The sequence below is a fragment of the Neorhizobium sp. P12A genome (assembly GCF_008365395.1).
Classification (GTDB): Bacteria; Pseudomonadota; Alphaproteobacteria; order Rhizobiales; family Rhizobiaceae; genus Rhizobium.
The window spans coordinates 54,064-66,686 of sequence record NZ_QOVX01000017.1; the positions used below are offsets into that span (position 1 = coordinate 54,064).

The 12,623-nt window shown below is 60.6% G+C and carries 10 protein-coding genes and 1 pseudogene; 7 read left to right on the top strand and 4 right to left on the bottom strand.

All coding sequences use genetic code 11. The features are described 5' to 3' along the window. Positions 1 to 29: 29 nt before the first annotated feature. Positions 30 to 1,277, top strand: a complete 1,248-nt coding sequence (locus DTW90_RS29165) for an adenylate/guanylate cyclase domain-containing protein (RefSeq protein ID WP_149342903.1) — start codon at positions 30 to 32, stop codon at positions 1,275 to 1,277. On the opposite strand, the gene DTW90_RS29170 is transcribed toward DTW90_RS29165, so the two are convergent. Continuing rightward, positions 1,274 to 2,215, bottom strand: a complete 942-nt coding sequence (locus DTW90_RS29170; RefSeq protein ID WP_149342905.1) for a GlxA family transcriptional regulator — start codon at positions 2,213 to 2,215, stop codon at positions 1,274 to 1,276. The genes DTW90_RS29165 and DTW90_RS29170 overlap by 4 nt on opposite strands. Before the next feature lie 121 nt (positions 2,216 to 2,336). On the opposite strand from DTW90_RS29170, the gene DTW90_RS29175 reads away from it, so the two are divergent. The 3 genes from DTW90_RS29175 to DTW90_RS29185 all read left to right on the top strand — a co-directional run bounded on the left by DTW90_RS29175 (position 2,337) and on the right by DTW90_RS29185 (position 5,301). Continuing rightward, on the top strand, positions 2,337 to 3,143 hold the full coding sequence (locus tag DTW90_RS29175; protein WP_149342907.1) for an SDR family oxidoreductase: 807 nt from the start codon (positions 2,337 to 2,339) through the stop codon (positions 3,141 to 3,143). A 458-nt stretch (positions 3,144 to 3,601) separates the two neighbouring features. Then, positions 3,602 to 4,387 carry an AraC family transcriptional regulator gene (locus DTW90_RS29180; RefSeq protein ID WP_246665097.1) on the top strand — a complete coding sequence of 262 codons (786 nt, stop codon included), beginning with the start codon at positions 3,602 to 3,604 and terminating at the stop codon, positions 4,385 to 4,387. Then, positions 4,381 to 5,301 carry an AraC family transcriptional regulator gene (locus tag DTW90_RS29185; RefSeq protein WP_149342910.1) on the top strand — a complete coding sequence of 307 codons (921 nt, stop codon included), beginning with the start codon at positions 4,381 to 4,383 and terminating at the stop codon, positions 5,299 to 5,301. Before DTW90_RS29180 ends, DTW90_RS29185 begins: the two co-directional genes overlap by 7 nt. An 81-nt stretch (positions 5,302 to 5,382) precedes the next feature. Here DTW90_RS29185 and DTW90_RS29190 read toward each other — a convergent pair whose 3' ends face one another. Next, entirely contained in the window at positions 5,383 to 6,963 is a 1,581-nt protein-coding gene (locus tag DTW90_RS29190) for an aldehyde dehydrogenase (NADP(+)) (protein WP_149342912.1), read from the bottom strand. Positions 6,964 to 7,220: 257 nt separating this feature from the next. Here DTW90_RS29190 and DTW90_RS29195 point away from each other — a divergent pair, with 257 nt between their 5' ends. The 3 genes and pseudogenes from DTW90_RS29195 to DTW90_RS29205 all read left to right on the top strand — a co-directional run bounded on the left by DTW90_RS29195 (position 7,221) and on the right by DTW90_RS29205 (position 9,566). Beyond that, positions 7,221 to 7,403, top strand: coding sequence for a hypothetical protein (locus tag DTW90_RS29195; protein WP_149342914.1), 183 nt, complete (start codon positions 7,221 to 7,223; stop codon positions 7,401 to 7,403). Positions 7,404 to 7,442: 39 nt separating this feature from the next. Next, positions 7,443 to 7,807: pseudogene (locus tag DTW90_RS29200) on the top strand (DUF488 domain-containing protein). 241 nt (positions 7,808 to 8,048) lie between these two features. Further along, positions 8,049 to 9,566: a mechanosensitive ion channel family protein gene (locus tag DTW90_RS29205; protein ID WP_246665098.1), complete on the top strand. Its 1,518-nt coding sequence runs from the start codon at positions 8,049 to 8,051 to the stop codon at positions 9,564 to 9,566. A gap of 12 nt (positions 9,567 to 9,578) precedes the next feature. Here DTW90_RS29205 and DTW90_RS29210 read toward each other — a convergent pair whose 3' ends face one another. Both DTW90_RS29210 and DTW90_RS29215 read right to left on the bottom strand, forming a co-directional pair. Beyond that, positions 9,579 to 11,114 (bottom strand): carboxypeptidase, encoded by a 1,536-nt coding sequence (locus DTW90_RS29210; protein ID WP_246665099.1) that lies wholly within the window; start codon positions 11,112 to 11,114, stop codon positions 9,579 to 9,581. Between the two features lie 98 nt (positions 11,115 to 11,212). Next, a complete protein-coding gene (locus DTW90_RS29215; protein ID WP_149342919.1) occupies positions 11,213 to 12,589 on the bottom strand; it encodes an FAD-containing oxidoreductase in 1,377 nt (458 codons plus the stop codon). Between the last annotated feature and the right edge of the window lie 34 nt (positions 12,590 to 12,623).

Sequence of the window (12,623 nt, forward strand, 5' to 3'; positions counted from 1 at the left end):
GCGTCGCCCTCCAATGAGGAGTTACGATCATGACGCCCGCCGACCTTCGCTCTGCCCGATCCCTGTCGACTGACATTGCCGAAATCGCAGACTTCAGCCCGGGGCGCGGTGCCGTCAACCCGGCCGCCATACTCGCGCTGATCGAATGGCTCTCCGGAGATGAAGCGCACGCCCTTGACGAAGCCAATTTGATCTTCGGACTTGGCCGCCGGCTTCAGGCCATCGGGCTGCCCCTCGACCGCCTCGCGCTGCATCTCCGGACCCTGCATCCGGAAATCATCGGCCGCTCCATCGCCTGGGCGCCGAACGAACCAATCCAGATCCGGGATCGCGAATACGGCGATGTTTCTCCCCTTTTTGCCAAGAGTGCGCTCTGGAAGGCGATGTCCGCCCGGCAAACAGTCATTGCCGACCGCACTGACAACGGTGATCAATGGGAGCAGCTCGACACATTCGCCGGCCGTGATCTCGTCGAACTGATGGTCGTGCCGCTCTGCAATGCCGATGGTCCGGTCAGCGCCGCATCATTCGGCACACGCCGCCGCGGCGGCTTTACACCGGCGGAGCGACAGGTGATCGAGCGGATCATGCCGTCACTGCGCAACGTCTGCGAGCTCAGAACCCTGCGCCAGGTCGAGCTCAGCCTGCTCGACACATATGTCGGGCCGATGACGGCGCAACGCATTCTCGCCGGTCGTATCCGCACTGGTGAAATCGAGACGATGGAAGCAGCGTTGATGCTCTGCGACCTGCGCCACTTCACCGAGCTGTCCAACGCCCTGCCGAGCGAGCGCGTGCTGGAATTGCTGAACGTCTATTTCGATGCCGTCGTGCCTGCGATCACCCATCGCGGCGGCGAGGTCCTGAAATTCATGGGCGACGCGGTCCTCGCCGTCTTTCCCGGCTATGATGCCGCACGGTCGGCATACGCGGCTTTCAAAGCTGCAAGGGATATTCTTGGCCGCATCGATGGCTTGCGCCTTCCCGATGCCCAGCTGCAGGCAGGTATCGCGCTCCACTATGGCGAAGTCAGCTACGGCAACATTGGTTCCGGCCGCCGCCTGGACTTCACCATCGTCGGCCCCGACGTCAATCTCGTCAGCCGAATCCAGGGCGTCTGCAGCGAAACCGGCGATCCCTTGCTGATGTCGCAAGAGGTCGCGGATTTGCTCGAGGTGGAAACCGTCTCGATCGGCTACCGCAGACTGAAAGGCTTCAAGGAGAAAGTGGAGCTGTTTGCAATCACTCCCTCTCCCTTGGAAGAGAAGGATACCTAAAGCTCAGCCCCGCGCGCATTGCGCCGGATCGCCTGGGGTGGTTGTCCGAAGGCGCGCAGGAAGGCGCGGCGCATACGCTCCCGGTCGGCAAAGCCCGTTTCTCGCGCCACCACATCGATGGGATGCCTTCCGTCTTCCATCATCAGCCGCGCTGCTTCGACCCTCAGGGTCTCGACCGCCTTTGCCGGAGATTGCCCGGTTTCTTCGCGAAAGGCACGGCTGAATTGCCGGGGGCTGAGATGGGCAACATCGGCAAGCTGCTCCACCGAAAGCGTAGTATGAAGGTTGCGTTTGGCATAGGTTAGCGCACTCTGTATCCGGTCCGACTTCGGCTCCATGTCAAGCAGCGCCGAAAATTGCGACTGGCCTCCGGCGCGGCGATGATAGACGACGAGCTTCTTTGCCACAGCCCGTGCGACATCGGCGCCCAGATCCTTTTCCACCATCGCAAGCGCCAGATCGACACCCGCTGTCATGCCGGCTGACGTCCAGACAGAACCGTCGATGATGAAGATGCGATCCTCTTCCATCTTGATCTTCGGATACCGTGCCTGCAGTTCGCGCGCCACGGACCAATGCGTTGTTGCTCTGCGTCCATCAAGCACGCCCGCCTCTGCAAGCACGAACGCGCCGGTGCAAATCGAGGCAACGCGCCGTGATCTTGTCAACGCTTCCTGCACATACCGTTGCTCGCCCGGAGTTGGCACCGCTATGCCGGGAGCCCCCGAAACAGCCAATGTATCGAAATCCGGCTCATGGAAGGCCCGGGTATCGACCGTCATGCCGATCGAACTCGTGATCGGGCCGCCGGTCTCCGAGACGTAGATGATCTCGTAGTGATCCTCCCCGATCTCAAGATTGGCGAATTCGAAGGCCGAGATTGCCGCAAGGCTCATCACCTGGAAACCGGGATAGAGCAGGAAGGCGATGCGTTGCATGACCGAAATCTCCCTATGTCCTAAAAGGTGGTATATATGACATTTGGGACGCAAACAAGCAGCGCTATAACCCTCCTCAAGCGAACGGCATGACGCCGCGCCACCGAAAAGGAGAGAAACAATGACCACGCAATCCAAAGGCACTGCCCTCATCACCGGCGCTTCGACAGGCATTGGCGCTGTCTATGCCCACCGTCTTGCCAAGCGCGGCTATGACCTGATCCTCGTCGCCCGCAATCGCGATCGCCTTCGGGATATGGCCTCTCGCCTGACTGCCGAAACCGGCCGGACCATCGAAGCCATCGCTGCCGACCTCAACGACAAGGCTGATCTTGCCCGCGTCGAGGAGGTTCTGCGCAGCGACGCCAGCATCACTTTGCTGGTCAACAATGCCGGCGTCGGCGGGACGGCACCGCTCCTCGGCTCTGATATCGACAAGATGGAGCAGATGATCAATCTCAACGTCGTGGCCCTGACCCGGCTCACCTACGCTGTCGTGCCTGGCCTCGTCGCCCGTGGCGGCGGCGCCATCATCAATATCGCCTCGATCGTCGCCGTTGCTCCCGAAATACTGAACGGGGTCTATGGCGGTTCCAAGGCCTTCGTTCTCGCCTTCAGCCAGTCGCTGAAGCATGAACTTGCCGACAAGAACATCAATATCCAGGCCGTTATGCCCGGCGCGACCGCCACCGATTTCTGGGGCATCGCCGGTACGCCGGTCGAGCATCTGCCAACCGAAATCGTCATGTCGGCCGAGGACATGGTGGATGCCGCCTTGGCGGGCTTCGATCAGGGCGAACTCGCAACCATTCCGGCCTTGCCGGACTATGCGCAATGGCAGGCCTATGAAAGCGCCCGTCAGGCGATGATGCCGAACCTTTCGCGCACCAAGCCGGCCGATCGCTATCATGTCGGTCCGGCCGCCTGAATAAAATAAGCTTATATTACAAACAATTCGGCGCCCGCAAATGCGGGCGCCTTCGCATTTGCGATATACCCAGTATTGCCCCTCAAAATCCGGAGTAGATAAGCCTGCTCTACATGATGGATTGCAGATTTCGATCGCAATTTGACTAAAACCGACACTAACCCACATTGACGTCTGGTAGCTGTTATAAAAAGTTGGTAGCCGTCGAAAAATCGGAGAGTGGCTGACGAGATAGTATTCGAGGGGGCGCCATCGAAGCGTGATCGGCGATCCATTGTGGGCAGGATGTGGGGCTTGCGACGATGCGTGGAATTCGACCCGACAACTATTTCCGCTTGAGCACACCTGCGTGTGCATTGAAAACCGCTTTGCTGAAAAGCGGGGTCAATCTGCACGCAAACGACTTGGAATGTCCCGGGCCGGATGGAGATCCGGAAAGAAGCCGCGAAATCGGTGTCATGCTGGGATTGCAACGCCAGGACCCGCCGATGGAGCGGGTGAGGATGATAGAGCGTTTCGTGCCCGTCATACCCTTTCCCCACGGCATGATCAGCCTTTTAATGTTGATGTTGGACGAAACCAAATATCCGAATGATGCAGGAGAGGATGCGCACCTCTATTTGCCGCGGCAGGCATTTGACGAGATCACCGACAAGCTGGGTGTCGATCGTATCACGGCACCGGCTCTCGGACCGGGTTCGGCAACCGGCGACACGGTAGTAGAAAATCTTCTGTCTTGCCTGATACCTGTCGTTGGAAAGCCCGACCGGATGAATTCCAGGTTTCTCGACTATATCGGCAAGGCCTTCAATACGCACCTGGTCCAGCGCTATGGCGGGATCAGCATTTCCCCGCTGGCGATCGTTGGCGGTCTTACGCCGTGGCAGCTGCGCCGCGCTCGCGACACGATCGATGCGCGGCTTGATCAGGAGGTTTCCCTGGCGCAGCTTGCCAGCGACTGCGGGCTTTCCACCAGCCACTTCGCCCGCGCCTTTGCCCGCAGCACCGGCACCCCGCCTCATCGCTGGCTCATGCAACGCCGGGTCGACCGGGCTAAGGAACTGATGCTGACCGGCGCGCCGCTGGCGGAAATCGCCGTGATGTGCGGCTTTTCCGACCAGAGCCATCTTACCCGCGTCTTTTCGCAGACCACGGGCATGACACCCGGCCGGTGGCGCGAAACGCAGATCACGCAAACGCCGCGGATCGCTGTAGCCCTCGGGCAGGAAGCCGATCCGTGCTGACCAGCGGACATGGCGTTCTTCTTCAGCGACGATACAGTGTCAAAAATCCCCCGACGCTGATCTCGCATGTATCAGGCAGCAACCCCATCACCATCTCTCGACTGCTCGTGGATTCCCCGCAACTGACGTTGAAAGCCGTGCCGGGAGAAGCCGCCTACGCCCTGCCACTCAATCATCTCGACTATTCCACTTTCAACGTGCGCATAGATTCAGCGCGCACGCCGCAGCGCCACACGATCGGCAAGGGCACGATCTGCCTCTGGGATCTGACCGTGCCGCCTGCAGCCTTCTTCGAGAACGGCTTCAACGCAACGCGCCTCTATCTGCCCTTCACTGCGCTGAAGCAGTTCGCAGAGGGCGTCGGCGCGCGCCACATGTGGTTGAGGATGGACCCTGGAACCGACGATCCGATCGTCCGGCACCTGCTCGATTGCCTCGCGCCGGCCTTCGACGGGACGGAACATGCCAGCGCGCTCTTTGTCGATTACATAACGCTCGCCCTGCAGACGCACCTGCTGCAACACTATGGCAGCGGCATTACATTCTCTTCGAAACGGGGCGGTCTCGCGGCTTGGCAGCTGCGCCGGGCACAGGAAGCCATGGCGGCAAATCTGCGCGACGGCCTATCGATCGATGATCTGGCCCGCGATTGTGGTCTCTCGAACAGCCATTTCGCCCGCGCCTTCCGCCAATCGACAGGCAAGCCGCCGCATCGCTGGTTCACCGAACGCCGGATCGATGCTGCGAAAGAACTCCTGCTGAAATCGACGCTGACGATCCCCGAGATTGCCTCCGCCAGCGGATTTGCCAGCCAGAGCCACATGACGCGCACCTTCACCCGGTTTGTCGGAACAAGCCCCGCAGCCTGGCGAAGAGAACGCATGGGTAGCGCGCCCTTCGGACGTCACGAATAACCGGGAAAGCCCTCTTACAACAAAAAAGCGGGCGGCCGTGAGGCCACCCGCGTCACCGGACATTGCTGTCGGTTCAGAGGATTACTTGCGAACGCCGTCCAGAAGATGCGGCAGGCTTTCCAGGCCTTCGCCGGCAAGTTCAGGCGGCAGCAGTTCTGCCGGCAGGTCCTGATAGGACACCGGACGCAGGAAGCGGCGGATGGCGAGCGTGCCGACCGACGTCGTGCGGCTGTCCGACGTTGCCGGGAACGGGCCGCCATGCACCATGGCATGGCTGACTTCCACACCCGTCGGCCAGCCATTGGCAAGGATGCGGCCGACCTTGCGTTCCAGCACCGGAATGAGCTTGCGCGTATCGGCATAGTCGCCTGCATCGATATGCAGCGTCGCCGTCAGCTGGCCTTCCAGCTTCTCGGCAACCGCAATCATCTGGTCGACATCCTTGCAGCGCACCAGCAGGCTGCTGGCGCCGAAGACTTCGTTTCCGAGCTTCTCATCTGCGAGGAAGTGCGAAGCATCGGTCTCGAAGAAGATGGCGGGGCTGCGGTTGACGCCTTCAGCCGGCAGACCTTTGCCCAGCGTCTTGACGGCTTCATGGCCGGCAAGTGCTGCAACACCCTTGTCATAGGCAGCATGAATGCCCGGCGTCAGCATCGGAGCCGGCGCGCTTTCGGCAATCGTGCCGGTGGCGCTGGCAACGAAGCGATCGAGATCGGGACCGTCGACCGCAAACATCAGGCCAGGATTGGTGCAGAACTGGCCGGCACCCATGGTCAGCGAGCCGACAAAGGCCTTGCCGAGCGCTTCGGCGCGGGCAGCAAGGGCAGCCGGCATCAGGTAGACCGGGTTGATGCTGCTCATCTCGGCATAGACCGGGATCGGTTCCGGCCGGGCTGCTGCGATAGCAGCAAGCGCCATGCCGCCGCCGCGCGAGCCGGTGAAGCCGACCGCCTTGATATTGTGATCGCGTACCAGAGCAGCACCCGTCTCATTGGCGCCGTTGAGCAGCGAGAACGTGCCCTCCGGAAGGCCGCAGGCGACGACGGCAGCGCGGATGGCGCGGCCGACGAGTTCACCCGTACCGGGATGAGCGAGATGGCCCTTGACGACGACGGGGCAACCGGCGGCAAGCGCCGAAGCCGTGTCGCCACCGGCAACCGAGAAGGCGAGCGGGAAATTGCTGGCGCCGAAGACGGCAACCGGCCCGAGCGGGATCTGGCGAAGGCGCAGGTCCGCCCGCGGCAGCGGCTTGCGTTCCGGGAGTGCCGGATCGACGCGAAGATCGAGCCATTCGCCGGCGCGAACAACCTGGGCGAAAAGACGCAGCTGACCGACGGTGCGGGCACGTTCGCCTTCGAGACGTGCTACCGGCAGGCCGGTTTCTTCATTGCCGCGCTGGATCAGCGCATCGCCGATCTCCATGATATTGTTGGCAATCGTCTCCAGGAACGTTGCCCGTGCCTCGAGGCTGATGGAGCGATACGTATCGAAAGCCTGGCCGGCGAGCGCACAGGCGCGGGCGACATCGGCCTCGGTTGCAATGGCAAAGGAGGGTTCGAGATTGGCACCCGTGGAAGGATTGATGGCGCGGCCGGAGCGATTGTCGCCGGAAGAATCAGCGCCGATCAGCAAGTCGCCGTTAATCGCAAAAGACTGTGTCATGGATATTCCCTGATTGTAGCAAGGGGCGAGCAATGCACCCTTCAAAACGAGATAGCAAGCCGAGATGACAGATATGAGATAATAAAGATGATAGTCATCATCTAAAAAATCAAGCTCGGCTGCCGGGTATTTGCGATACGGCACGGATGCCCCGAAATCCACCTTCGACGCTCGACATTGGAGGACAATTGCGCGACCATGCCACCAACCGCGTGATTGAAGCATCACTTACAAGCCAAGGTAAGAGGAGCGCCACGATGGCGACAAAGGATTCCATGTCGATGGAAAAATCAGCTCAGAAAGCCGGGAAGCCCGCAGCCGAAAAGCCGAAGAAGGAACAGGACGACCTTCTGGAAGAGGCGCTCGAAGAAACCTTTCCGGCAAGCGACCCCATGTCCTCCATGCATTTCACGTCGTCGAAAGACAAGAAGAAGAGCTGACGGTTTAGTCTGGCCAACGGAGCGGATGATGAGGTCGGGATGAAAAGTCACATCTGGATCAAACGTATCTACGATCCGGTTGACCCGTCCGACGGACAACGCATCCTGGTCGATCGGCTATGGCCGCGCGGGGTGAGCAAGGACAAGGCGGCGCTGACCCTGTGGCTGAAGGAAATCGCGCCCAGCACCGAGTTGCGCAAGTGGTACGGACACCTTCCAGAGCGCGAGCAGGAATTTCGTCGACGTTATAAAGCCGAACTGGACGCCAACCCTGACGTCGTTCACCAGTTGCGGATATTGCGGCGGCAGGTCCGGTAACTCTGCTCTACTCCACCCATGATACCGCCAGAAACCACGCCATCGTCCTCGCAGACTATCTGCAGGCAACCGACCACAGTTCTTGACGGCCTACTCCAACGATTACTCGGCTAAGCTTCCCTCGCGATGGGTTTTGAAGAGGCATCCTCTTGTCTCGGACAACTATCCGAGCGGATAGGAGACATTTGTTCCCGGTGCGCAGTATTTTAGCGCGGCGGCTTCACGCTTCTGAGCCCCTTGCCGGGGATGGAATTGAGGTCGACTTCATGCCAGTGTACCCGCCGTTCGACGGGGATCGCCCATGTCAGCTACAGGAAACGACCGACGTTGCCGTCTTCATTGCTAAAGATCTTTGCAGATCCTATTGCTCAGTTCTGCGTGCTGATCGTCGCGGGGACGCTGATCAGCCGCCTCATGCTTCGCCGCCGCCAGGCCGGGCGACTCATCGGGCAGACGGCCTTTTTCATCGCGCTCTCTGTGCTCCTGCTTTACAACGGCATCATTCCCTACGAGCCGAGCCCGGTCGAGGCGGATATAGCGCGAAAGATTTTCGTTGGTTTCGCCAAGATCGTATGGTGGGTCAATGGCGCCTGGGTTCTCGTCGCCTTCGTGCGCATTTTCCTAATCCTTGAGCGCAAACCGCGCGAAGGCCGCCTTGTCCAGGATCTGGTCGTCGGAATTATCTATCTCGGCGCCACTCTCTCGATCGTCTCGAACGTCTTCAGCGTACCAATCGGAACGCTGATCGCGACATCAGGTGTCTTCGCCATCATCCTCGGTCTGGCGCTGCAGAGCACTCTGAACGACGTCTTCTCAGGTATCGCCCTCAATCTTAACCGCCCCTATACGGTCGGCGACTGGGTGGTGCTCGACGATGATATCCAGGGCCGCATTGTGGAGACCAACTGGCGCTCGACGCATCTTCTGAACGGCACGAACGATCTCGTGGTCATTCCCAACAGTGCGCTGGCCAAGGCACGGCTGACAAATCTCAGCAGTCCCGATGAGAGTCACGGGCTGATGATCAGCGTGAGGATCGTGCCAACCGTGGTCCCTCGCGTCATCACCGATTTGATGCGCAATGTGCTTTTGAGCAGCAACTCCATTCTCAAATTTCCCGAGCCGACGGTCATGATCGACTCGATCGACGGGCAGGCGATCCATCTGACCCTTTCATGCCGCATCAAGGACATTTCCATGACCACGGCGGCGAAGAACGAGATATACGATCTCATTTATCGCCACACGAAATCATCCAGCCTCAGACTCGCCGACCCCGTCGGCTCGGTCAGCGCAATAAGTCAGGAACAACAAGCAGATGGAAGCGTGGCACAACACCCGGGCACGCCATGGCGGCTGCTTAGCAACGTCCCGCTCTTCTCGTCACTCACAGAAGACGAAAAGGAAACGCTGGCAAACAACATGACGCGTCGGACCTTCCATAAGGACAGCGTCATTGCGGAGCAGGAGGATCGGCTGAAATCCTTGATGATCGTGCGCACAGGCGTGGTCATCGTCAGCCGCCGCGAAGGTGTCCGCCAGATCGAACTGGGACGTCTCGCCCCAGGCGACTATTTCGGCGAAGGCGGCGTTCTGATGGGGGCAGGAGAGGTCGGCACGTTGCGAGCGCTGACCTTCGTCGTCATCTACGAGATCAGCGAAGCCTGCCTGGCGCCGCTCATTCGGGATCGGCCTTCAATTGCCGAGGAACTGGGATTGATCATGTCCCGTCGCATCGACGCCGAACGGCATCTGTTTGCCGACAGCGACATACTGACCAACGGTGCACATCCCGGCTCGCTCACGTCGCGCATCCGCCATCTCTTCCAGCTTCAGCACGATTGATTGGAGCGGCGCTCACTCCGATTGAGGCGGAGGAGATGCGGCATTCGAAGTGTAAAAAGCCTTCACATCATCCGAAAATGCGGCGCGCGAACTCGGCCGCGTGTAGAACATGTGGCCGCCGCGATAAAGCTTCAGCTCGACACGACCGGCAGCCTCCGGCGGCAGGTGATCGAGCACGTATCTGTTGATACCGAAGGGGATGACCAGATCGCTGTAGCCCTGCGCCACCAGCAGCCGGAACGAGGGAACGAGCGCAAGCTGCTGCCTGATGTCGTCGGTCCCGCTCGCCTCGGAGCGACCGCCCCCGCCGCGACCTCCCCAGTTCCAATGTCCGTTCACGTCGCTGGAAAGCAGCGTGTAGGTCATTGCGGTCTTGAAGCCGAGTTCGTCATGCGCATAGCTCGCAAAGGCCCCGCCATAGGCCCGCACGAAACCATCAAGGATCGGATCGTCACCCCGATCGGACGCACTTTCCGGATAGGGGTCCGGCGCGATGAAAGAGGCGTCATAGGGGCTGACGACCTTGCCGCCGCCATCTGCCGAGTTCTTGACATAGGCATTGCCGATAAAACCTCGGCCCTTTCCGACAACATCGACCGGAATGCCCGTCAGTTCTGATACCCTGCCATAGAAGGCTTCTGCCGCGTCGCCCGTCGGCGGGGCGCCGGCAAGCGTCGTCAGATAGTCGCCGAGCGCGAATTTTTCCGCATCCTGGACGGCCTCTTCGCTGAAGGCATTGCGACGCTCGAGATCGGCAGCCACAAGCGACGGCAGTTGCAGCGCCGCGCCAAGCGCGAACCGGTCACCACCGAAGACCAGCGATCCCTCGATCAGCGGCGACAGCATGACAATGCCGGAAACAAGGATGCCCTGCTGTTCGCGCAAGGACGACGCGACCTTCGCCGAACGGAGGCCGCCATAGCTTTCGCCGAGGATATATTTCGGCGACGAGGCCCTTCCATTGTTGGCGACATAGAGCGCGATGGCCTTGGCAAGACTGTCGGCGTCGGCGCGCACGCTATAGAAATTGGAAGCATCGTCCGGCTTGATCGTGCGGCTCCAGCCGGTACCGATAGGATCGATCAGGACGAGGTCGGTGAATTGCAGCCAGCTATCCGGGTTGTCGACCAACTTTGCCTGCGCGCCATCCCGCCCGCTCGGCCCGAAATCGAGTACACGCGGGCCGACGAGGCCGAGATTGAGGAAGGCCGAGGCCGCACCGGGACCACCGTTGAAGACGAAGGTCACCGGCCTGTCGGGACTGCGGTCCTTCGCAACATAGGCTGTGTAGAAGATTGCCGCCGTTTTTTCCCCGTCCTGCCCGTAGAGGTCGAGCGTGCCGGCAGTCGCCGTATAGGGAATGGTCTTGTCGCCGATGTTGAGCACATGATCGCTGACGGCATCCGGCGGCAGCAGGGACAGAACGCCGCTATTGCCCGATGCTCCTCCACCCCTCCCCTGGCCCGATTGCTGGGCGATTGCCGGCGCTGAGACGGCGACAACGGAAAGAACGATCGTCAAGGCCTTGGCGAAGCTACGAAGAAACACAGGCACATCCTCCATCGGCCCCGGTCCGGGACCATGATTGCGCGATAGTAAGCGCAACCACCATAGTGAGAGAATTCAACAGATATTGATCGAGCGGATCAGGAGAGCGGCTGCATGCCTTCGATGACAGTCGGAATGAGTTCCGAGACGGTCGGATGGATATGGACAGCGCGCTTCAGCGTGTCTGTCGTCGCCTTCGCATAGATGGCGTCGATGAGCGCATGGACGGCCTCGTCGCCGCCGGTTCCCAATAGAGAAGCGCCGAGGATCTCCCCGGTCTCGGCATCCGCCAGGATCTTCATGAAGCCCAGCGTTTCGCCCTTTTCCACGGCGCGGCCAACCTTGGTCATCGGCCGGGTGCCGATGAGCGCCTTTCGCCCGGACCGCCGCACCTCCGCTTCCGTCATACCCACCCGGCCGAGCGGCGGGTCGATATAGAGCGCATAGGCCGGATGGCGGTCGCTGATCCGCCGGTCCCCGCCATCGATCAGATTGGCAGCAGCGATTTCGAAATCATTGTATGAGGTGTGGGTGAACGCGCCCCTGCCATTGCAATCGCCGAGCGCCCAGATGCCGGGCACGTTCGTCTGCAATTTGTCGTCGACCTTGATGTATCCGCGCTCATCGGTCTCGACGCCGGCCTTGTCCAGGCCGAGATCGTCGGTATTGGGCCGCCGGCCCACCGCGAGAAGCACATGCGAGCCGACGACCGAGGCGTTTCCCTCACCGCCGATCAGCACGGCTATGTCTTCGCCACGCCGCTCGAAGCCGATACAGCCGGCACCGACGTGAATATCGATATCCTCCCGCTGCAGGATATCACGCACCGCCTCGGAGACGTCACTATCCTCTTTCGAGATAAGCCGGGCGTTTCGTTCGACAACAGTCACCTTCGCGCCGAAGCGACGGAACATCTGGCCGAATTCCAGGCCGATATAGCTGCCGCCGATCACCACGAGATGCTGCGGAATGGTATCGAGAGCGAGGATCGAGCTGTTCGTGAGATAGGGAACATCCTCGATCCCAGGCATGTCAGGGATAGTGGCGCGGCCGCCGACATTCAGAAAGATCTGATCCGCCGTCAGCCTCTGCCCGTCGACCTCGATTTCGTGAGGGGAAACAAAGGATGCATGGCCAAATATGACCGTGCAATTCTTCATCCCTTCGAACCAGCTTTCAAGACCGTGGCGCGCATCGAGGGTGACCTTGTCCTTGCGCGCCTTGACCTTCTTCATGTCGATGCCGATATCGCCGCTGATCGTCACGCCGTAGTCCGAGGCGCGCCGGGCGAGATGGGCGGCATAAGCGCTGGCAACCATGGTCTTCGTCGGCATGCAGCCGACGTTGACACAGGTTCCACCCAGGAATTTTCGTTCGATGAGCGCAACCGTCTTGCCGGCAGCGGCAAGACGGGCAGCCAGAAAAGGACCTGCCTGCCCCGCCCCGATAACGATCGCATCGAATTTGCTGCTCATCCGCGAGCCCCCTTGATGGCCGGCATCAAATCGC

Bases quoted from the DNA above. Each gene is read 5' to 3' on its own strand.
- DTW90_RS29180 (WP_246665097.1), top strand. From the start codon at position 3,602: ATGCTGGGATTGCAACGCCAGGACCCGCCGATGGAGCGGGTGAGGATG.
- DTW90_RS29170 (WP_149342905.1), bottom strand. From the start codon at position 2,215: ATGCAACGCATCGCCTTCCTGCTCTATCCCGGTTTCCAGGTGATGAGC.
- DTW90_RS29215 (WP_149342919.1), bottom strand. From the start codon at position 12,589: ATGAGCAGCAAATTCGATGCGATCGTTATCGGGGCGGGGCAGGCAGGT.
- DTW90_RS29165 (WP_149342903.1), top strand. From the start codon at position 30: ATGACGCCCGCCGACCTTCGCTCTGCCCGATCCCTGTCGACTGACATT.
- DTW90_RS29175 (WP_149342907.1), top strand. From the start codon at position 2,337: ATGACCACGCAATCCAAAGGCACTGCCCTCATCACCGGCGCTTCGACA.
- DTW90_RS29190 (WP_149342912.1), bottom strand. From the start codon at position 6,963: ATGACACAGTCTTTTGCGATTAACGGCGACTTGCTGATCGGCGCTGAT.
- DTW90_RS29195 (WP_149342914.1), top strand. From the start codon at position 7,221: ATGGCGACAAAGGATTCCATGTCGATGGAAAAATCAGCTCAGAAAGCC.